Origin of the sequence: Blautia difficilis (genome assembly GCF_014297245.1) — a bacterium.
Lineage (GTDB): Bacteria > Bacillota > Clostridia > Lachnospirales > Lachnospiraceae > Blautia_A > Blautia_A difficilis.
In genome coordinates this window covers 40,508-62,239 of sequence record NZ_JACOQG010000020.1, presented here as the reverse complement: position 1 = coordinate 62,239, position 21,732 = coordinate 40,508, and the positions used below count along the sequence as shown (strand labels likewise).

At 42.0% G+C, this 21,732-nt stretch carries 18 protein-coding genes and 2 tRNA genes; 3 read left to right on the top strand and 17 right to left on the bottom strand.

Translation table 11 applies throughout. The features are described from left to right. Window positions 1-264: 264 nt before the first annotated feature. The 8 genes from H8Z82_RS11995 to tsaE form a co-directional block, all read right to left on the bottom strand. A tRNA-Ser gene (locus tag H8Z82_RS11995) sits at window positions 265-354 on the bottom strand. Window positions 355-530: 176 nt separating this feature from the next. Further along, window positions 531-616, bottom strand: a tRNA-Ser gene (locus tag H8Z82_RS11990). Between the two features lie 98 nt (window positions 617-714). Further along, window positions 715-1,422 (bottom strand): 2-C-methyl-D-erythritol 4-phosphate cytidylyltransferase, encoded by a 708-nt coding sequence (gene ispD / locus H8Z82_RS11985; protein WP_186995246.1) that lies wholly within the window; start codon window positions 1,420-1,422, stop codon window positions 715-717. 2 nt (window positions 1,423-1,424) lie between these two features. Further along, complete coding sequence (tsaD, locus tag H8Z82_RS11980; protein ID WP_186995245.1) at window positions 1,425-2,444, bottom strand: tRNA (adenosine(37)-N6)-threonylcarbamoyltransferase complex transferase subunit TsaD; 1,020 nt, start codon at window positions 2,442-2,444, stop codon at window positions 1,425-1,427. Between the two features lie 28 nt (window positions 2,445-2,472). Continuing rightward, window positions 2,473-3,396 carry a ribonuclease Z gene (locus tag H8Z82_RS11975; protein ID WP_019160857.1) on the bottom strand — a complete coding sequence of 308 codons (924 nt, stop codon included), beginning with the start codon at window positions 3,394-3,396 and terminating at the stop codon, window positions 2,473-2,475. Window positions 3,397-3,455: 59 nt separating this feature from the next. Further along, window positions 3,456-3,899, bottom strand: a complete 444-nt coding sequence (gene rimI, locus H8Z82_RS11970; RefSeq protein ID WP_019160856.1) for a ribosomal protein S18-alanine N-acetyltransferase — start codon at window positions 3,897-3,899, stop codon at window positions 3,456-3,458. A 14-nt stretch (window positions 3,900-3,913) separates the two neighbouring features. After that, window positions 3,914-4,627: a tRNA (adenosine(37)-N6)-threonylcarbamoyltransferase complex dimerization subunit type 1 TsaB gene (gene tsaB, locus H8Z82_RS11965; protein ID WP_019160855.1), complete on the bottom strand. Its 714-nt coding sequence runs from the start codon at window positions 4,625-4,627 to the stop codon at window positions 3,914-3,916. Next, complete coding sequence (tsaE, locus tag H8Z82_RS11960) at window positions 4,624-5,064, bottom strand: tRNA (adenosine(37)-N6)-threonylcarbamoyltransferase complex ATPase subunit type 1 TsaE (RefSeq protein WP_019160854.1); 441 nt, start codon at window positions 5,062-5,064, stop codon at window positions 4,624-4,626. Before tsaE ends, tsaB begins: the two co-directional genes overlap by 4 nt. A gap of 90 nt (window positions 5,065-5,154) precedes the next feature. Here tsaE and H8Z82_RS11955 point away from each other — a divergent pair, with 90 nt between their 5' ends. After that, window positions 5,155-5,673: a peptidylprolyl isomerase gene (locus H8Z82_RS11955; protein ID WP_019160853.1), complete on the top strand. Its 519-nt coding sequence runs from the start codon at window positions 5,155-5,157 to the stop codon at window positions 5,671-5,673. A gap of 71 nt (window positions 5,674-5,744) precedes the next feature. Here the strand turns inward: H8Z82_RS11955 and H8Z82_RS11950 are convergent, their stop codons facing one another. Then, complete coding sequence (locus H8Z82_RS11950) at window positions 5,745-6,401, bottom strand: YigZ family protein (RefSeq protein ID WP_186995244.1); 657 nt, start codon at window positions 6,399-6,401, stop codon at window positions 5,745-5,747. 354 nt (window positions 6,402-6,755) lie between these two features. On the opposite strand from H8Z82_RS11950, the gene H8Z82_RS11945 reads away from it, so the two are divergent. After that, window positions 6,756-9,323, top strand: a complete 2,568-nt coding sequence (locus tag H8Z82_RS11945) for a transglycosylase domain-containing protein (protein ID WP_186995243.1) — start codon at window positions 6,756-6,758, stop codon at window positions 9,321-9,323. A 78-nt stretch (window positions 9,324-9,401) separates the two neighbouring features. Here the strand turns inward: H8Z82_RS11945 and H8Z82_RS11940 are convergent, their stop codons facing one another. The 4 genes from H8Z82_RS11940 to ftsH form a co-directional block, all read right to left on the bottom strand. Then, entirely contained in the window at window positions 9,402-10,337 is a 936-nt protein-coding gene (locus H8Z82_RS11940) for an ROK family glucokinase (protein ID WP_019160850.1), read from the bottom strand. 68 nt (window positions 10,338-10,405) lie between these two features. Then, on the bottom strand, window positions 10,406-11,341 hold the full coding sequence (gene hprK, locus H8Z82_RS11935; RefSeq protein ID WP_019160849.1) for an HPr(Ser) kinase/phosphatase: 936 nt from the start codon (window positions 11,339-11,341) through the stop codon (window positions 10,406-10,408). A 78-nt stretch (window positions 11,342-11,419) separates the two neighbouring features. Continuing rightward, window positions 11,420-13,276: an excinuclease ABC subunit UvrC gene (uvrC, locus tag H8Z82_RS11930; RefSeq protein WP_186995242.1), complete on the bottom strand. Its 1,857-nt coding sequence runs from the start codon at window positions 13,274-13,276 to the stop codon at window positions 11,420-11,422. 105 nt (window positions 13,277-13,381) lie between these two features. Continuing rightward, window positions 13,382-15,319 (bottom strand): ATP-dependent zinc metalloprotease FtsH, encoded by a 1,938-nt coding sequence (gene ftsH / locus H8Z82_RS11925; RefSeq protein ID WP_019160847.1) that lies wholly within the window; start codon window positions 15,317-15,319, stop codon window positions 13,382-13,384. Window positions 15,320-15,544: 225 nt separating this feature from the next. Here ftsH and H8Z82_RS11920 point away from each other — a divergent pair, with 225 nt between their 5' ends. Further along, window positions 15,545-17,026, top strand: coding sequence for a DUF1846 domain-containing protein (locus H8Z82_RS11920; protein WP_019160846.1), 1,482 nt, complete (start codon window positions 15,545-15,547; stop codon window positions 17,024-17,026). A gap of 236 nt (window positions 17,027-17,262) precedes the next feature. Here H8Z82_RS11920 and H8Z82_RS11915 read toward each other — a convergent pair whose 3' ends face one another. The 4 genes from H8Z82_RS11915 to H8Z82_RS11900 form a co-directional block, all read right to left on the bottom strand. Then, complete coding sequence (locus tag H8Z82_RS11915) at window positions 17,263-18,072, bottom strand: carbon-nitrogen hydrolase family protein (RefSeq protein WP_186995241.1); 810 nt, start codon at window positions 18,070-18,072, stop codon at window positions 17,263-17,265. 162 nt (window positions 18,073-18,234) lie between these two features. Continuing rightward, complete coding sequence (gene galE, locus H8Z82_RS11910; RefSeq protein ID WP_186995240.1) at window positions 18,235-19,251, bottom strand: UDP-glucose 4-epimerase GalE; 1,017 nt, start codon at window positions 19,249-19,251, stop codon at window positions 18,235-18,237. A 342-nt stretch (window positions 19,252-19,593) separates the two neighbouring features. Further along, a complete protein-coding gene (locus tag H8Z82_RS11905) occupies window positions 19,594-20,688 on the bottom strand; it encodes a phosphotransferase enzyme family protein (RefSeq protein ID WP_019160843.1) in 1,095 nt (364 codons plus the stop codon). 4 nt (window positions 20,689-20,692) lie between these two features. Next, a complete protein-coding gene (locus H8Z82_RS11900; protein ID WP_019160842.1) occupies window positions 20,693-21,619 on the bottom strand; it encodes a sugar phosphate nucleotidyltransferase in 927 nt (308 codons plus the stop codon). Between the last annotated feature and the right edge of the window lie 113 nt (window positions 21,620-21,732).

Genomic DNA, 21,732 nt, shown 5'->3' with positions numbered 1-21,732 from the left:
TTCGTTTCTTACGAACCGAACCGCATTCGCATCTTTCGATGCTCATGTGTAAAGAATTTTCGAGAATCGTATGTGTTTCACTGTTTAGTTATCAAGGTTGTCTGTCTTTGCGACAGCTTTGCTATTTTATCATGTTGTCTCCAACTTGTCAATAACTTTTTTGAAGTTTTTTCAAGTTTTTTCCAACTTTTTCTCAACAGCTTTTCAAGTTTACCATAACTTTTTCATCCTGTCAAGAACTTTTTTCTTCTTTTTTAAGAAGAACGGAGAAGGAGGGATTTGAACCCTCGCGCCGCTATTAACGACCTACTCCCTTTCCAGGGGAGCCCCTTCGGCCAGCTTGGGTACTTCTCCAAATTGCCCTAGATCCGTTATCCTTCCGAATAACTCTCTTCACACTTTCGTGTTCTTTCATAAAATTGTTTCGATGTTTTCTCATCGAAAAGCCTTGTGCATTATATCGCACTTCAAAGCTGTTTGTCAAGTGCTTTTTTAAGTTTTTCCAAAACTTTTTTCATCAACCTGACAAGCGGAGAGAGTGGGATTCGAACCCACGCGCCCTTGCGGACAAACGGTTTTCAAGACCGCCTCGTTATGACCACTTCGATATCTCTCCGTATTTTCGACGCTTTTCTCTGTCAGCGCAAGTGATATTCTATCACCTTATTTCAGAACTGTCAACAACTAATTTGAATTTTTTTTATTTTTTTATTCTCACATTTTTCCAAATTGCAAAAATGCCTCCGCAATCCAAAGATCTTCCGGTGTGGTAATCTTAATATTCTGATAAGATCCTTTTGCCAAAGCTACTTTTACCCCCGTCTCCTGTTCGACAACCATGGCATCATCCGTAATATTACTCATATCTTTCCGGCGAATCTTGTCATGGGCAGTTTTAATTAATGAATATGAGAAAATCTGAGGTGTCTGAATTGTCCAGACATAATTTCTCTCTGGAGTTGATTTTACAAAAGCATTTTCATCAGCCAGTTTAACAGTATCCTTAGAAGGCATTCCCAATACACAGGCACCCGTTTCCCGAGTTCTTTCCAGTCCTCTTTCCAGCATTTCTTCCGTAATAAATGGTCTGGCTCCGTCATGAATAAATACATAATCGCATGGTATTTCTGAGCAGGCGCAAAGCCCTGCATAAACAGAATCATACCGTTCCTTTCCACCGGCGATCACACTGGTAACCTTGGTAAAACCATACTTATCTACAATCTCTTCTTTGCAATAAGAGACTGTTTTCTCCCCTGTCACCAAAATAATATTCCTGATCAACGGACTTTCCTGAAAACAGCGCAGAGAATAATACAGAACCGGGTAGCCCTGTATTTCCAGAAACTGCTTCTGTATTTTACTTTGCATTCTTTTTCCCTGACCTGCTGCCAGGACAATTGCTGTATTATTCTCTGTCATTTTTATCTTTCTCCCAATTTCAGATTTGGAACCGCATTCAAATCCCAACCACTACGGGTTCCTTTCATGTATTCATAATACGCAGCAACACCGATCATAGCTGCATTATCTGTGCAGAAGATAGGTGATGGCCGGAAGAAACTGTAACCATATTTCCGGCAGGCAGTCTCCATGGCATCCCGGAGTGTTCCATTAGATGCAACCCCACCGGCAATGGCAATTTTTTTCATTCCAAAATCTTTTGCTGCTGCCATTGTATGCTCAACCAGCACATCCACAACTGCATTCTGAAAAGAAGCAGCAATATCTGCCCTGTTGATCTCCTCTCCAGTCATCTGTGCATGATTCAGATAGTTCAATACCGCAGACTTTACACCGCTAAAGCTGAAATCATAGGGACAACCGTCAATTTTCGCCCGGGGAAATTCAATTGCATTTGGATTTCCTTCTTTTGAAAGCTTATCTACTTTGGGTCCTCCCGGATATCCCAGACCAATTGCCCTGGCTACTTTATCAAAAGCTTCTCCCGCCGCATCATCATGGGTACGTCCCAGAATCTCAAATTCTCCATAATCCTTCACAATTACCAGGTGTGTATGTCCGCCCGAAACGATCAGACACAAAAACGGTGGTTCCAGATCCGGATGTTCAATATAATTTGCAGAAACATGACCTTCAATATGGTGTACTCCTACCAACGGTAATTTCTTTGCGTACGCAATTGCCTTGGCCTCTGCCACGCCAACCAGCAAAGCACCAACCAACCCCGGTCCATAGGTCACTCCAATGGCATCCAGATCATCCAAAGTAACCCCTGCCTCTGTCAATGCCTGTTCAATTACCTGATTAATTTTTTCTATATGCTTTCTGGATGCAATTTCCGGTACTACTCCTCCATATAATGTATGAAGTGCAATCTGTGATGAGATCACATTAGACAATATGGTCCGTCCGTTTTTTACCACAGAAGCGGCAGTTTCATCACAGGAGCTCTCAATTGCAAGAATCAATGTATCTTTCATTTTATTATCCTCAATATTTTCCATGCTATCAATTGTTTTGCTGTTCATCTTCAAAATTAAGTTCTACACTTTTTCCGTCTTTTCCCGGAAAAGCATTGGGAAAAATTTCCCTCACCTTATCCATATAATCATCGGGTCTTACCAGCGAAGGGCTGTAATGGGTCAGCCACATTTCCTGCACATTGGCATTTCTGGCAAGAATCGCTGCCTCCCGAAATGTCATATGCTTATATCCTTTTGCCTTATCAGCTTTATCATCCTCACCGTACATTCCCTCACAGATAAACAGGTCTGAATCTGCTGCATTTTTCAAAATCGAATCCGTTGGTCTGGTATCTGTAGTGTAAGTAAGTTTAATTCCCTTACGCTCCGGCCCCAGAACCATATCCGGAGTATAGATTTTCCCCTCTGCTTCAATGGTCTGTCCTTTTTGCAGAGGATTCCAGAATTTCAACGGGATTTCCTGTTCCTTTGCTCTCTCTGCTGAAAATTTCCCCTGTCTTAAAATTTCCAAGGTATAACCATAGCAGATCACATTATGATTCACCTTAAAGGCCGTAATTCTGTATCCATTTAATTCTATCACCTGTTCCGGCTGTGTAATTTCTATAAATTTTATATCAAAAGGAAGCTCCGGTGCAATTACACGCAAAGCATTTACCACTCGTTCCAGACCTCTTGGTCCTATCAAAGTCAGGGGCTCTTTGCGGTCCGCATTCCCCATAGTAAGAAGCAGTCCCGGTAATCCGCTGATATGATCTCCATGATAATGCGTAAAGCAGATCACATCAATAGGTTTAAAACTCCATCCTTTTTCCTTGATTGCAACCTGGGTTCCCTCTCCGCAATCGATAAGAAGACTGCTGCCATTATACCTTGTCATAAGAGCAGTCAGCCATCTTCTCGGAAGAGGCATCATGCCCCCGGTTCCCACTAAACAAACATCTAACATATATTTCCTCCTGTTTTCCGACATAGAATAGCTGCCAGACAATATCTACGCAAAAATTCTTAATTATTTTCCGGATGTCTGGTCATGAGTAATGCATCCTCTGTCGGATCACTGTAATATCCCTTTCGGATACCATCTCTGGTAAAACCATTGCGTTCATAAAGGCGGATAGCCCTATCATTTCCTACCCGAACCTCCAGATGAATAGTAGTGACTCCTCTCTCTGCAGCCAGCCGTACAAGACTCTCCATGAGAAAATTACCAATTCCCTCCTTCTGTCTGTCTCTGCGCACTGCCACATTTGTGATGTCACCTTCATCCAGTACCATAAGAAGACCGCAATATCCCAATATCTGTCCCTTCTCCTCCACTACAAGAAACATAGCATCTTCTCTGGTAAGAAAAGTAAAAAAGCCCTCCCTTGTCCAGGGTACATGAAACAGTTCCCTCTCGATCTCCATGACCTGTTCCAGATCATCTATCAACATTTCTCTTAGAATCATGCAATTATCCCCTTTTAAGCCTGTTTTGCTTTTTCTCTTTCTGCCCGTTCCCGTTCTGCCTGAGAAACCCGAAGATATTCCGGAACATGTTCCATGGCAGTCTCTGTTCTGCCCTCTTTGTAATAGATCATTCCAAGTGTGCCCACTGCTGCTGCCCGCTGCTTATTCACATGTGCAGGCGCAAAAGAATAAGGTACCTGCAGCTTTTCTTCGATCATACTGCGGAACACCGGGACTCCATCTCCCAGAAAAGTCACAGGTTCTCCAAGTTTATTTAATTCTTCGATCAGTTCCGTCATCGGAGATGCCCATTGTTGTTTCACAGCCACAAGCTTATGCTCTTCAAATCTATAAATACCTGTATAAACCTGGCTTCTTCTGGCATCCATAATAGGGCAGATCAGACCACTGACATCATAAAGATTATATGCCAGTGCATCCACTGTAGGAACTGCTATCAAAGGTTTCTTCAATGCCAGTCCTAATCCTTTCGCTGTGGCAGAGCCTATTCGAAGTCCTGTAAAGGATCCAGGACCTGCTGCCACCGCAATTGCATCTATGGTTTCCAGATCCAGTTCTGTCATTTTTACCACCTCATCCAACATAGGCAGAAGTGTCTGGGAATGTGTTTTTTTATAATTAACTGTATATTCTGCCAGCAGAATATCATCTTCAATAACTGCTACAGATGCGACAATTCCTGAACTGTCCAATGCTAAAATCTTCATTTACTATTTACCTCATTTCCTGTCACTGTGATTCTTCGATAGTCAAATCCTTTTTCCAGGTCTTTCTCAATCGTGATCTGAATAAGATTTTCCGGAAGTATCTCTTCAATAAGATTTGCCCATTCAATCAGGCAGATTCCCTGTCCAAAAAAATAATCATCATAACCGATTTCTTCCATCTCTTCAATGTCGCCAATACGATAAACATCAAAATGGTACAGCGGAAGACGTCCGGTCTCATATTCCTGTATAATTGTAAAAGTCGGACTACTGATAGGTTCTGTAATTCCCAGTCCTGCCGCTACTCCCTGAGTGAAAACAGTCTTTCCCACTCCCAAGTCACCGGTCAGAGTATAAATCTGTCCCGGTCTGGCATTTTCGCCGATTTTCTTCCCTACACAGAAAGTTTCCTGCGGGGTATTTGTCTCTATAATCATGTTTTCCACCTTTTTCTTGCAGAATTATTCTGTGCATATTATAATAGAGCGAACAAGGAAATACAATACTTTTTGAAAAGGAGAATCACTATGGCAAATCCAATCGTTACTATTACCATGGAGAACGGCGATGTGATGAAAGCTGAATTATATCCTGAAATCGCCCCAAATACAGTAAATAATTTTATCAGTCTTGTAAAAAAGAACTTCTACGACGGACTGATTTTTCACCGTGTGATCAATGGCTTTATGATCCAGGGCGGATGTCCCAACGGAAATGGAATGGGAGGCCCCGGATATAGCATCAAAGGCGAATTTACCCATAACAAATTCAAAAATGATCTGAAACATACTGCAGGTGTACTGTCCATGGCAAGAGCTATGAACCCAAATTCTGCAGGCAGCCAGTTTTTTATCATGCATAAAAACGCTCCACATCTGGATGGAGAGTACGCAGCGTTTGGCAAGATCACAGAAGGCATGGATGTGGTAAACCGAATTGCAGAGGAAGATACCGATTATAATGACAGACCTCTGGATGAGCAGAAAATCAAAAGTATGACTGTGGATACTTTTGGAACAGAGTATCCGGAACCGGAAAAATGCTGATTCTAAATATATAAAATTTCAGGGAGCAGTCCTGCAGATACTAAGTATCTGTAAGGCTGCTCCCTGTTACTTTATTCCTGAAAAATTTCTATTTCGCCATTTACCACTGCATAATACAAATCTCTGTCTTTTTTTAATCTGGCACGTCCATTGGTAGCCTGGGTAATCTTTTTTTCTGTAATCTGGATCTGGTCAGAAGGGACAAGGAGATGAACTACCACTTTATCTGTATATTCTGTGTCCAGAATAGGAAACCTTTGTTCTCCGGCTATATATTGGATTTTTCCGATCCCTGTGTAATCCGTAATTATTTCCATGGAAATCCCATGGGTTTTCTCAATTATCGTGCTGACCGCCAAACCTTCCTGGAGACTTTTTGAATAAGCACGTACCAAACCGCCGGTTCCCAGCAGAACCCCGCCAAAATATCTGGTAACTACTGCTGCCACATTATAAATATCTTCTCCCAGAATCACATCCAACATAGGCCGTCCTGCAGTTCCTGAGGGTTCACCATCATCACTGCATCTGGTATATTCCCTGTTTTTTCCTACAGAATACACGTAACAATTATGTCTGGCATCCCAATATTTTTTTTTCATTTCTTCTATAAATGCCAGAGCCTCTTCTTCTGTATTCACCGGACGCACAGTAGCAATGAATCTGGATTTTTTTTCAATAATCTCGCCTTCACCGCCTTCGTATACCGTTTTATATTTTTCAAGCATTTAGGATTCCTCCGTTTTTACTGTAAGCAAAGTATTTTATGATTTACAATTACTGTTCACACACACCTATCCCGCGAGGTGTTTTGGCATAAATATGCCAAAATCCCGAGACATACAAGCCAAAATTCCATTGCGCAGGCAATCTGGAATGAATTTTGGCTACGTTACTGTGAACGGAGTGAACAGTAACGATTTACAGTGTATCACGGATTACAAAAAAAAGCCAGTATTGTATATACTAATGAACAGATAAAACGATAGACCTGATAACAGATTATCTCTATTTTTTTATTTTATGCTTTATTTACTTATTCTTATTTGATATAATTAAACGGATTATAAAGGAGGTCTAACATGAACTATGGTAAAAAATCCGCAGCGCAGAAGCGAAATTCTCTGATTTCCCGTTCCTCCATGATGGGAAAACGTGCCAGGGTTTCGTTCATCAGATTGCTGTTTGTATCTCTGATCGCACTCTGTATCGGAGTGACCTGTCTGGGAATCGGATCTTTTAAAGGAGTTATTGATAATGCTCCTGATGTAGATGACATTGATATCATGCCCTTAGGTTATGCAACATTTCTCTACGATGATCAGGGCAATCAGATCCGTAAACTGGCTGCTCCCGATGCCAACCGACTGCCTGTAACCCTGGAACAGATTCCGGTAGAATTGCAGCATGCAGTGGTTGCTATCGAGGATGAACGATTTTATGAACATAATGGTATCGATGTCCGAGGGATTCTCCGCGCAGGCGTAAAAGCTCTCACAAGCGGCGATTTTTCTGAAGGTGCCAGCACGATCACCCAGCAGCTGCTTAAAAATAATGTTTTCACCAACTGGACCAGTGAATCTACCCAGCTTGAACGTTTCACACGTAAATTCCAGGAACAGTATCTTGCCATTCAGGTGGAGAAAAAAACTGATAAGGATACCATTCTTGAAAACTATCTGAATACGATCAACCTTGGTGCCGGTGCATATGGTGTACAGGCTGCTGCCAGACAATATTTTGATAAGGACGTATGGGATCTTAACCTTTCTGAATGTGCAACTTTAGCAGGTATCACCCAGAATCCTACAAAATTTAATCCTATCCTTAATCCTGACAGTAACAAAAAACGTCGGAAAGAAGTTCTGCAACATATGCTTGATCAGAACTATATTACTGAAGAACAGTATAAAGAAGCTCTTGAAGATGATGTATATTCCAGGATTCAGGCTGCCCAGGAAAAACACTCCGGCAATTCCAATACCATTTATACCTATTTCGAGGATGAACTGACAGACCAGATCATTAATGACCTTATGAATATTAAGGGTTATACAAAAACCCAGGCTACCAACCTGCTTTACAGCGGCGGTCTTAAAGTCTATACCACCCAGGATTCTGCTATCCAGAATATTCTGGATGAGGAATATGCCGATCCTTCCAATTTCCCGGATCAGGTACAGTACGAACTGGATTTTGCCCTTACTGTCACAGATCCTGAGGGCAATCAGGTTAACTACAGCAAAGAAATGCTGCAGCTTTATTTCCAGAATGAGGATCCGAATTTTGATCTTCTTTTTGACTCTCCTGAAGAAGGACAGACTTATGTAGATCGTTATAAAGAGAATATTCTGGCTGACGGCAGCAAAATAGTTGCAGAACGTGTAAATTTCGCACCACAGCCTCAGTCCTCTATGAGTGTCATCGATCAGCATACAGGTTATGTAAAAGCCCTGATTGGCGGGCGCGGCGAAAAAACAGCCAGCCTGACCCTAAACCGAGCTACAGACACTACCCGTCAGCCAGGTTCAACATTCAAAATTGTATCTACCTATGCTCCTGCATTAAATGAAAAGGGCATGACACTTGCTACTACTTTTGAAGATGAACCATATACCTATCCGGACGGATCTCCAGTCAATAACAGTACACGTTCCTATGAAGGAACAACTACTATCCGTACAGCAATTCAGAACTCCGTTAACGTTGTTGCGGTAAAATGTCTGGAAGAAGTAACTCCTGATCTGGGATTGAAATATCTGGATAACTTTGGATTTACCACCCTGGCACACGGAACAGAAGCAGATAAGGATGCCAATGGCAATATCTGGAGTGATGCAAACCTTGCCACAGCACTTGGTGGTATTACCAAGGGTGTCACAAATGTAGAATTATGTGCTGCCTATGCATCTATCGCAAATAGTGGCAATTATATCAAACCAATTTACTATACCAAAATCCTGGATCATAACGGTAATGTACTGATCGAGAATACTTCTGTAGAGCGTTCTGTAATCAAGGAAAGCACTGCTTATCTCCTTACAAGTGCTATGGAGGATGTTGTCAAATACGGTACAGGTACCGCCTGCCAGCTTGATAATATGGCTGTAGCCGGTAAAACCGGTACTACTGAAGCTTATAACGATGTTTGGTTTGTGGGATATACCCCTTATTATACCTGTGCAATATGGTCCGGTTATGATAACAACGAAAAGCTTCCTGATTACGCACGTAAATATCACCGTAATCTTTGGAAAAAAGTTATGACAAGAATCCATGAGGGACTGCCTCAAAAAGATTTTGAGAAACCTGCAAGTGTAGAAAAACTGAGCATCTGTGCTATCTCTGGACTTCTTCCAAGAGCCGGCTGTCCTGTAACCACAGAATATTTCGATGTAGGTACTATGCCAACAGAATACTGTGAAGAACACTTCTACGATGAAAGCAGTTATGATTATGATACTTCAGATCAGACAAATTCTTCCAGCACAGACACTTCTGATGCCGAAAATACAGACACTTCTGATGATAGCACCGATGGCACTGAAAACACGGATGGCACTGACGGTGACAACAACACCAGTGAAGATGATAATACTGGTAATACCGGTGATGATGACGATGATAGTCAGTATCAGATTGATTATTAATTACTCTTCAAAAAAACCACATTCTGCAAAAACAGAATGTGGTTTTTTAATTTTCTAATTTTATCTATATCTTCTTTATCAGATCACCATTCTGGCAGATCCATAAATTCCTGCATCATTTCCCAGCTTTGCCAGAATGATCGGAGTTTCCTTGCATGCTGAGAATGCATACTTTTTATAATGTGTTTCAATACAATCGATCAAAGGCTGTCCTGCTCTGGAAACGCCACCACCTATTACAATTGCCTCCGGATCAACAACGCAGGCAAACACAGCAAGGGCACTTCCCAGCTTCTCTCCAACCTCATCCATAACTTTTGCAGCCAGCTTATCCCCTTCTTTGTATGCATCCAGAACATTTTTCGCAGAAAGTCTGGAAAAGCCACGAAGAACACTCTCTTCATCACTAGCTTCCATAGCTCTTTTTGCCACACGTACAATGCCTGTTGCAGATGCATACTGTTCCAGACAGCCCCTGTTTCCACAGTTGCATTTCTCTGTCTCATCATGCTGGACTGCAGCATGACCAATCTCTCCTCCAGCTCCATGGGAACCAGAAATAATTCTGCCATCCAAAATAATTCCGCCCCCAACACCAGTACCAAGGGTAACCATAATTACATTTTTGGCTCCTGCTGCCGCGCCCTTCCAGGCTTCGCCGAGAGCAGCTACATTGGCATCATTGCCTGCCATAGATGGAAGACCTGTCAACTCTGTCAGCTCTTTGGTCACCGCTTTAAATCCCCAGAAGAGATTTACTGCACACAAAACCTCCCCTTTATCATTGACCGGTCCCGGAACGCCAATTCCCACACCATCGATTTCTGCCTTATCCAGCTTTCGTTCTTCGATCTTATCCAAAATTGTTTTCGCAATATCCGGAAGAATGGCCTCGCCGTTATTCTCCTTACGCGTAGGAATTTCCCACTTTTCCATCAAAATACCATCTGTCTGAAAAAGTCCGCATTTTATCGAAGTACCACCTACGTCAATTCCAAAACAATACTTTCCCATATTAGCCTCCATTATTTATCTTTTTTCAGTATTTGTACCGTGCCTTCTTGCCCGGTCATACTCATGTATTATTTAGTCTCCCGTTTCTTGGCAATATTAGCCTGTACTCGCTTATAAAGCTCCTCCGCCGCATTATAACCCATTTTTTTCTGTCGATGGTTAACTGCCGCAGATTCAACGATAATTGCCAGATTTCGTCCCGGACGAATTGGCAGGGAATGGCATACTATCTTATTGCCCAGATATTCCGTGTATTCCTCATGAAGTCCCAGACGATCATACTCTTTATCTCTGTCCCACTCCTCTAGCTTGATCACCAGATCCACCGACTGTGTATCCTTAACACTCTCAACACCAAAAAGAGTCTTTACATCAATAATTCCAATACCCCGAAGCTCAATAAAATGTCTGGTAATATCCGGTGCAGAGCCAACCAGAGTAACATCACTAACTTTTCGAAGTTCTACCACATCATCGCTTACCAGACGGTGTCCTCGCTTGATCAGTTCCAGCGCAGCTTCACTTTTACCGATTCCACTCTCACCTGTAATAAGTACACCTTCACCATATACATCCACCAAAACACCATGAATAGAAATACAGGGTGCCAGCTGAACTCCCAGCCAGCGGATAATCTCAGCCATAAAACTTGATGTTGTTCTCTCTGTCACAAATGTAGGCACATGATATTTCAACGCCAGATCAATCATATCCTGAGATGGTCTGGTCATAGTACTGAAAATCACACACGGAATCTTGCTTGAAATAAACCTCTCATATTTAAACTTACGTTCTTCGTCACTGAGCTGCATCAGATAAGTATACTCCACATATCCGATAATCTGCACACGTTCATTTGCAAAGTGCTCCAGATACCCTGTAAGCTGAAGTGCCGGTCTGTTGATCTCAGCAGTTTTTATCCAGATCTCAGCCAGATCAATTTCGGGAGTAAGATTGTGAAGTCCCAGCTCCTGTACTAATTTTGTCAACTGTACACCCTTCATTTGTTTTCTCCTTTTCAGTTAAAATCTCCTGTTTTTTATTATAGCACACTCCTATATATAATGTAACCCTTAACCTGATTACTTACTATTTGATACATGAAAAAAATCATATACCTGCTGTGCACTTCCTGCATTCATACTCTCTGTCTCTGTCAGTTCTTCCAGGGAGGCATCCCGGATATTTTCCAGGGATTTGAATTTCCGCATCAACGCCTTACGTCTGGTTTCTCCGATTCCCGGAATATCATCCAGCAGAGAATGTACCTGTTCTTTGCTTCGCAGAGACCTATGGAATTCTATAGCAAATCTGTGGGCTTCATCCTGAATTCTGGTGATCAGACGAAAGCCCTCGCTTCCTGCATCAACAGGAATTTCCGCATTGTTATAATAAAGCCCCCTGGTCCTGTGATGCTCATCCTTTACCATACCACATACCGGAATATGAATTCCCAGTTCTTCCAGAACCTTCAGTGCAATATTCACCTGTCCTCTGCCTCCGTCCATCAGAATCAGATCCGGCAAAATAGAAAAGCTGTCAAACTCATCCTTTCCTTCATGGGTGAAACGTCTGGTCAATACCTCTTCCATGCTGGCATAGTCATTGGGGCCCTGCACCCACTTAATCTTAAACTTACGGTAATCACTACGTTTTGGCTTTCCTTTTTCATAAACTACCATAGAGCCAACAGATTCAAATCCACTGATATTAGAAATATCATAAGCCTCCATCCTTCTGATCCCGGAAAGTCCCAGCCAGGTCTCTATCTCATGGACAGCACCGATGGTTCTGCCCTCCTCACGTCTGATACGTTCTCTGTCTTTATCCAGAACCATTCTTGCATTTTCTTCTGCAAGCTCCACCAGTTTTTCTTTGGTTCCTTTTTTCGGCACCCGGATATATACTTTCTGTTTTCTCCTGGAAGTCAGCCATTCTTCAATAATCGAAGCGTCCTCTATTTCTCTCTGGAGCATGATCTCCCTGGGAATAAAAGGTGTCCCTGCATAAAATTGTTTGATAAAGCTGGATAACACCTGCGATCTGGTATCTCCCCTTGCCACTCTAAGAAAGAAATGTTCTCTGCCGATCAGTTTACCTCCTCGGACAAAAAACACCTGCACTACCGCGTCCTGCTCACGCAGATCCAAACTGTCATCCATGGCAGCTGCAATAATATCCTTATCTTCTTCCCCGTAGCTTGTAATTTTCTGTCTCTCTCCAATCTTCTGAATACTACGGATAAGATCCCGGTATTCCATAGCATCTTCAAACCGCATTTCTTCGGATGCTGTCATCATTTTCTCTGTAAGCATGTCAATGGTATCCTGAAAATCTCCATTTAAAAATTTCAACAGTTTACTGATGCTCTTTTTGTACTCCTCAGAAGTTACATATCCCTGACAGGGAGCAGCACACTGTTTCATATGATAATACAGACATGGTCTGTCCTTTCCACAGTCCTTGGGAAGAACACGGCTGCATGAACGAACTTTATACAGCTTGCGCACCAGTTCGATCACATCCTTTACTGCCCCTGCACTGGTATAAGGGCCAAAATATTTAGCTTTATCCTTACGCATTCTCCTGGCAAACAGTACTCTGGGATACTCTTCATTTACCGTTACTTTGATAAAAGGATAACTTTTGTCATCCTTAAGCATGGTATTATACTTTGGCCGATGCTCCTTGATCAGATTACACTCCAACACAAGAGCTTCCAGTTCAGAGTCTGTAATGATATATTCGAATCTGGATATATGTGTTACCATCTGTTCTATTTTGGCCCCTTTATTCCGGCTACTCTGAAAATACTGCCGAACCCGGTTTTTCAGGCTTACTGCCTTTCCCACATAAATGATCTCATCCTTCTCGCCATGCATAATATAAACCCCCGGTTTCCCCGGAAGCTTCTTTAATTCTTCCTCTATCTGAAACAATATCTATTACCTGTTCCTTTCACTTACCATAATATCAGAAGCATTCATTAGAGAGTCATAATAAAGGCTGTTACATCATTTTTAACGTAACAGCCCATTTTTCATCTATTCTTCTGTTTTATCTTGCAGTTCAAACTCGTCCAGATTCTCCGGAATATCCATTCCCATCTCCACAGCACGAAAAATCTTCATAAACTCTTTGCCTGTGATCGTTTCCCTTCGGATCAGATATTCAGCAATCCTGTCCAGTGCTGCTCTGTGACTGCCAAGAAGCTGCTTCGCCTCCTCATAAGAATTATGAAGAAGTATCATTACTTCATGATCTACCTCTGTTGCTGTATCATCTCCACAATTCAGCACAGCTCTTCCGCTTAGATACTGATTCTCCTGTGTAGCCAGTCCCATCAGTCCAAATTTCTCAGACATACCATATTGCGTAATCATAGCTCTTGCCACCTTGGTAGCCTGTTCGATATCATTTGCCGCACCTGTAGTCACTGTATCAAAAACCAGCTCTTCTGCTGCACGGCCGCCAAGATAACCTACAAGCATAGCTTCCAGTTCCTTCTTGGTATTAAGATATTTCTCTTCCTCAGGTACCTGCATAACATATCCCAGCGCTCCCATGGTTCTGGGTACAATGGTAATCTTCTGTACTGGCTCTGCGTCTTTCTGCAGTGCACTGACCAATGCATGTCCCACCTCATGATAAGAAACAATCTTTCGCTCCTGAGCACTGAGAATCCTGTCTTTCTTCTCCTTGCCCACTAGAACTACTTCCACGGCTTCCAACAGATCTCTCTGAGATACTGCACGCCGGCCATTTTTTACTGCCAGAATCGCAGCTTCATTGACCATATTTGCCAGGTCTGAGCCAACTGCACCGGAAGTTGCCAATGCAATGTTTTCAAAATCCACAGTCTCATCCAGACTGACATTTCTGGCATGTACTTTCAGAATCTCAATTCGGCCTTTCAGATCCGGACGGTCAACGATCACCCGTCTGTCAAAACGTCCCGGACGGAGAAGAGCAGGATCCAGAACCTCCGGACGATTGGTAGCCGCCAAAATCAGAAGACCCTTGGAAGTGTCAAAACCATCCATCTCCGCCAGTAACTGATTCAGGGTCTGTTCTCTCTCATCATTTCCGCCGCCGTAACGGGAATCACGGCTCTTTCCTATGGCATCAATTTCGTCAATAAAAATAATACAGGGAGCATTTTTCTTTGCTTCCTCAAACAGATCACGAACACGGGATGCACCCACGCCTACAAACATTTCTACAAATTCAGAGCCTGATAAAGAGAAAAACGGCACATGCGCTTCTCCTGCAACAGCCTTTGCCAGAAGGGTTTTACCTGTTCCGGGAGGTCCAACCAGAAGTGCTCCCTTGGGAAGCTTAGCTCCAATAGTTGTATATTTACCGGGATTATGAAGAAAATCCACTACCTCCTGCAAGGATTCCTTGGCCTCATCCTGTCCTGCCACATCCTTGAAAGTTACTCCTGTATCCTTCTGGATATAAGCTTTGGCACGGCTCTTACCAACTCCCATCATTCCGCCGCCTTTATTCATCCGGCGCATAAATACCATGAGAAGTGCAAACAGCAACAACGTTGGCAATAGAACACTTACCAGCATAGCCACTACTTCACTGACAGCATCCGGAGGCTGTGACTGGAATTTAATTCCCGTCCCTTCCAGACGTTCCGTAAGCTTATCCTCTGACTCCATCTGATTGGTGTAATAAACCTTTTCCGAAAAGTCCGAATCCTGCTGCTTGGGCACAATCGTCAGGGTATCTGATTGCAGTGTGACTTTTTTCACTTCTCCGTTGTCTACCATTTTGATAAATTTATCATAACTGATCTCACTGGAATTATCTTTGAGCATATTGGTAAACATAGCAAAACACACCAGAGTGATCAGAAGGCACACCAGAAAGGCAAGAATCGACTGATGATTTTTATTCGGATCCATTTTACCCGGACCCTTATTATCAGGACCATTGCCATTTGGGTTATTGTCCATGTGATTATCCATTTTGTTCCTCCTATTTATTATCTATTTTATTATAAAGAGAATTTTCCTATAAATCAACCTGGATATTTGGAAATCCTGTCTGTTTTTGAAAAAAATAGAAAAATATATTTATTTTTAATTTAAATTTATCGTTACAAACCTGTTCTTTTGTAGTATACTAATGGCAAAGTGTTTTTAAACATAGGAACAGATAGAAATAATAGAGAGAGGAAAGGAAACGAACAAATGAAGATAGGATTTGACAACGACAAATATCTGAAAATGCAGTCCGAACATATTCGGGAACGTATCAATAAGTTTGGCAACAAGCTTTATCTGGAATTCGGCGGCAAGCTTTTTGATGACTACCATGCTTCCAGAGTTCTTCCGGGATTTGAGCCGGACAGCAAACTGCGCATGCTGATGCAGCTTTCCGATCAGGCGGAGATCGTCATCGTGATCAGTGCTGCTGATATTGATAAAAATAAAGTCAGAGGCGACCTGGGTATCACTTATGATGAAGATGTACTCCGCCTTATGGAAGTATTTACAGAGCGCGGGCTTTATGTAGGAAGCGTCTGCATCACCCAGTATGCAGGACAGGAAAGCGCAGACGCATTTAAGAAACGTCTGGAAAAGCTTGGTATCAGAGTATACGTGCTTTATCTGATCCCTGGTTATCCCAACAATACTTCCTTTATCGTAAGCGATGAAGGCTATGGCAAAAATGATTATATCGAAACAACAAGACCACTGGTTGTCATCACTGCTCCAGGACCCGGAAGTGGCAAAATGGCCACCTGCCTTTCCCAGCTTTACCATGAATACAAACGTGGTATCAAGGCAGGATATGCTAAATTTGAGACTTTCCCAATCTGGAATATTCCTCTGAAGCATCCGGTAAACCTGGCATATGAAGCTGCTACTGCTGACTTAAATGATGTGAACATGATCGACCCGTTCCATCTGGAAGCATATGGAGAAACTACCATCAACTACAACCGCGACGTAGAAGTTTTCCCTGTTCTTCAGGCCATGTTCGAAAAGATCATGGGTGAGTGTCCTTACAAATCTCCCACAGATATGGGCGTAAACATGGCAGGAAACTGCATCATTGATGATGAAGCCTGCAAAGAGGCAGCACGCCAGGAGATCATCCGCAGATATTATAAGAGTATGGAAGCTCTGGTTCGCGGAACAGGACGTGAAGAAGAGGTTTACAAGATTGAGCTTCTGCTGAAACAAGCTCACGTTAATATTGAAGACCGCAAGGTTGTTCCTGCTGCTCTGAAACGCGAGGAAGAAACCGGCGCACCTGCTGCAGCTCTGGAGCTTCCTGACGGACATATCGTTACAGGAAAAACTTCTGAACTTCTGGGTGCTTCTTCCGCATTGCTGCTGAATGCCCTGAAAGAACTTGCCGGAATTGACCACAGCAAACATGTTATTTCTCCGGAAGCTTTAAGACCGATCCAGGCTCTTAAAACAGAATATCTCGGAAGCAAAAACCCAAGACTTCATTCCGATGAGACTCTGATTGCACTTTCCATCAGTGCTGCTGATAATGAAGATGCCAAACTGGCTTTGCAGCAGATTCCGAAATTAAAAGGATGCCAGGTTCACACTTCTGTACTTCTTTCTCAGGTAGATATTCTGCAGTTCCGTAAACTGGGTATTGAGCTTACCTGCGAACCGAAATCTGAGCATGCTAAGAAGCTTCAGAAATAGTTTTTTAAATCTATACTCTCTAGAGGTATAAAAAAATCACGGCAAAGACCGTGATTTTTTTATACTTGTTCTGCTTCATACTCTTACAGTGATTCTGGTCTTTCTACTTCATAGTAATACCTCTCTGTTCTTTCTATGTTAAAATTTTCTCTGTTTCTTTTGTTTTTATTGATGGTATTACTATATATGACAAATGTGTTTGATCTATGGTCAGTCTGCGAAAAAAATGTGTTCTCCTATAAATGGTACATTTCAGATTTGCGGTGTTTTAATAATGGAAGCTGTTCTCTGATCTGGTCTTCTCGGTCCAAATCTATTTCTTCTATTAAAATGCCTTCTTTCTCATCCAACTGTTTCATGACCCTTCCCCAGGGATCTGTTACAATAGAATGTCCCCAGGAAATATATCCTGCCTGTGTATCTCTGGCAGGAGCACATCCAAGCATATATATCTGATTGTCAAGGGCTCTTGCACGGAAAGTCAGTTCCCAATGTGCAGGGCCTGTAGTCATATTAAATGCTGCAGGGACGAAAATCATCCTTGCATCGTCCAGTGCCATTGTGCGGGCAAACTCCGGGAAGCGGATATCGTAGCAGATCATGACACCCATTTTCCCAAATTCAGTATCAAATACTGTGGCATGATCTCCCGAAGTCAGAGTATCGGATTCTTTGAAGTACTGGCCATTTTTTACATTGATATCAAAGAGATGAGCTTTTCTGTGCTTACCAATCTGTTTTCCATCTCTGTCAAAAATATAAGAAGTGTTGTAAACCTTTCCCACATCATCTGTTTCCGGCATGGAGCCTGCAATCAGATAAATATGATACTTTCTGGCATAATCAGACATTGCCTGCCAGGATGGACCGCCTTCTCTTTCTGCATAAATTGGGAAGTTTTCGGTCTGATACGGACAGCAGAACATCTCTGGAAGGATTACAAAGTCCGGATTTTCTGCCTTTATTTTTTCTATATAAGTGCCGACAGTACGGATATTTTGTATTTTATCTTTTACTGTAGGCATCTGAATTGCTGCTACTTTCATATGCGTCTCTCCTTTCTTTTATCTATTATAGCCGAAAAAAATCACATAGCCAATCCTACATTAAAACATCCCCCACGCATGAACATTCCTTCCATGTGTGGGGGATATTGATTTTCCGCAGGTAAGTTGCTAAATGCACCTGCATTCAGTTGATTTAATTAATTATTCTTCATAACCATTTGGGTTATTGGACTGCCATCTCCAGGAGTCGGCGCACATTTCTTTAATATCGTTTTCTGCTTTCCATCCCAGTTCTCTCTCTGCTTTGGAAGCATCGGAATAGCAGGTTGCAATATCGCCTGGACGACGTGGCTTGATCACATATGGAATTTTAACACCTGTAGCAGCTTCAAAATTCTTTACGATATCAAGAACGCTGTAGCCCTTTCCTGTACCAAGGTTGTAAATGCTTAAACCGGAATTATCTTCGATTTTCTTAAGAGCTTTTACATGTCCTTTTGCAAGGTCAACTACGTGGATATAATCTCTGACACCAGTTCCGTCCGGAGTATCATAGTCATTTCCAAATACACCCAGTTCTTTCAGTTTTCCAACTGCAACCTGTGTGATATATGGCATCAGGTTGTTCGGGATACCGTTTGGATTCTCACCGATTGTTCCGCTCTTATGAGCACCGATTGGGTTGAAGTAACGAAGAAGAACTACATTCCATTCCGGGTCTGCTTTCTGAATATCTGTCAGAATCTGTTCCAGCATGGATTTTGTCCATCCGTATGGGTTTGTACACTGTCCTTTCGGGCATTCTTCTGTAATCGGGATGATTGCCGGATCTCCGTATACAGTTGCAGAGGAGGAGAAAATAATATTCTTTACATTATGCTTTCTCATCACATCTACCAGTGTTAATGTTCCGGCGATATTGTTCTCATAATATTCCCAAGGCTTTGCAACAGATTCTCCTACTGCCTTCAGTCCTGCAAAATGAATACAGGAATCAATATCTTCTTTATCAAAAACTTCATTTAAAGCATCGCGGTCCAGGATATCTGCTTTGTAGAATTTCACTGGTTTGCCTGTGATTTTTGAAACTCTTTCCAGAGATTTCTCACTTGCATTGCTTAAGTTATCCAGAACAACAACATCATATCCTGCGTTCTGCAATTCTACAACTGTATGGCTTCCAATATAGCCTGCTCCACCTGTAACTAAAATTGCCATAATAATTCCTCCTAACCTGTCTTCCTGCTACAATATCTGTTTTTTGCAATTTCTTTTTTTTCTCTTTCAACAATACCTATATTAGTTCACAGCATCAGAAATATCCTTGATAATTCTGAGTGTAATCTATAAAATTCTGCGATATCCTGTTTCACATCTGCAAAATTTACCTCTGTATTTTACAGCACCCTATATTCAGAACTGTAAAATACTGTTGTCTGGCACATCATGTATTGTAGAAAATCCTGCGAAAATATGATTTCTCTCATATCCCCGCAGGATAATTCTATCCGAATCAGTTCATAAATACAAGTCTTTATGGACATGTACGTTTTTTTATACCTATTTATACTTATTTACAATCTCTTTCATCCGGGAAAGTTTTTCTTCCATGTCTTTCACCAGTTTAAACTGTGTTCTGCAACGATCCAGATTATGTCCCTCTCTATGAATCTTGAAATAATGATCTCCCTCCAGATAGTCTGTGAGGAAACGCATTCCACATTCAAAGGTCATAAGGATTGCTCCCATGGGAAGCATATCCAGTTCTGTCTCAGTCAGCGCACCGCCACAGCCTTCGATAAAGCCTTTGACATAAACTTCATACAAGTGAAGATCACAGGACACCTTCGTCAGGTCTTTCTCATCCTCAGCTCCGGTACTTGCGCCAAAGCGGATAGAATCACCGAAATCATTTACAGAAAGTCCCGGCATTACAGTATCAAGATCAATCACACAAATGGCTTTTCCCGTTGCATTATCGATCATTATGTTATTCAGCTTGGTATCATTATGTGTAACACGTAACGGCAGTTTTCCCTGATCCTGCATATCGCACAGGACATGTGCCAGTTCTGTGCGGTCCAACACAAACTGAATCTCTTTTTCCACATCTGCTGCCCTGTGACATACATCTTTCTCCACAGCAGTTTTAAACTTATCCAACCTATCCACCGTATTGTGAAAATTTACGATGGTCTCATGAAGAGTTTCTGCCGGATAGTCTGCAAGCAGCCTCTGGAAATGCCCGAAAGCAACTGCACTCTGGTAAAAGTCTTCCTCATCTTTTACCATATCATAGCATGTGGCATCTTCAATGAACAAATATACTCTCCAGTATTCCCCGTCCTCATCTACATAATAAGGAAGTCCATCCTTTGTCATCACAAGATTCAGAGTCTCTCTCTCCACATCTCCACCGTTTTCCTGGATCTTTTTCTTCAGCCAGGCAGTAACACCGCTGACATTCTCCATCAGTTCCACAGGTTTGGTAAAAATACTCTTGTTCATTTTCTGAAGAATATAATGTTTGCCTGTATCATAAGTCAGGCGGTAAGTGTCATTGATATGTCCACTTCCATAAGGAACACATTCTGTCAGATTATCTTCCAGAACAAATGCACTGGTAATATTCTTTATTTCCCGGTTAATTTCCACTCAATTATTCCTCCCATAATTTCTGTGGATACAGCCCTCCATCTTTTAAATTCTGAATGGCAGCTACTACCACAGGTTTATCTTCTTTGTAAGTTACGCCATACCATTTATCCATAGATTTCAGAACTTTTACAGTTGCTCTCTTCTCACCAAGAAGTTCATCTACTACAAATGGCAGAAAATATTCACATTTCAGCGGGTTTACTTTCAGATTCTCATCCAGAAATCTGGGGAATCTGTCTTTCAGCTCTTTCAGGATACTTGCGGAAAATCCCCACATATTCATGGATACTGTACTGCCCTCCGGAAGCATGGTCCATGTTTTTCCATCATCTTCTGTATAAGCTGTGCCGCCGTCATGCTTTTCGATATGGGTACGCTCGTTGATCTTAAGAAGATGTCCTTCTTCGTCTGTGACGCACACACCTCTTGCCACATGGCCATTCTCTGTCAAAGTATTTTCCAGTTTATAGCCGACCATCATATATCTGTAAGTATCCGCGGTATCTTCATTCTCTGTCAGGAAATCATACGCCATCTTAAATGCATGGCTTCCGTAATAATCATCTGCATTGATCACAACGAATGGTCCGTCGATTTCATTGATGCAGCTTAATACTGCATGTCCGGTTCCCCATGGTTTCACACGTCCTTCCGGTACTTCATAGCCTTCCGGAATATTGTGAAGATCCTGGAAAACATATGATACTTCCAGTTGATTGCTGAGACGGTCACCGATGGCGCTTCTGAAGTCTGCTTCATTTTCTTTTTTGATAATAAATACTACTTTCCGGAATCCGGCCTGTACTGCATCATAAATGGAGAAATCCATAATGATGTGTCCCTCTTTATCCACCGGATCGATCTGTTTCAGACCACCGTAACGGCTTCCCATACCTGCTGCCATAACTACTAATACTGGTTTTTTCATGATTTTTTTCCTCTTTTCTTTAAATGTTTTTCGTTACTCTCAGATTGTCTGGTAACTTTTTTACATTCATCTTATCATACTATGATTTTGAGGTCAAAACGTGTTACATAATA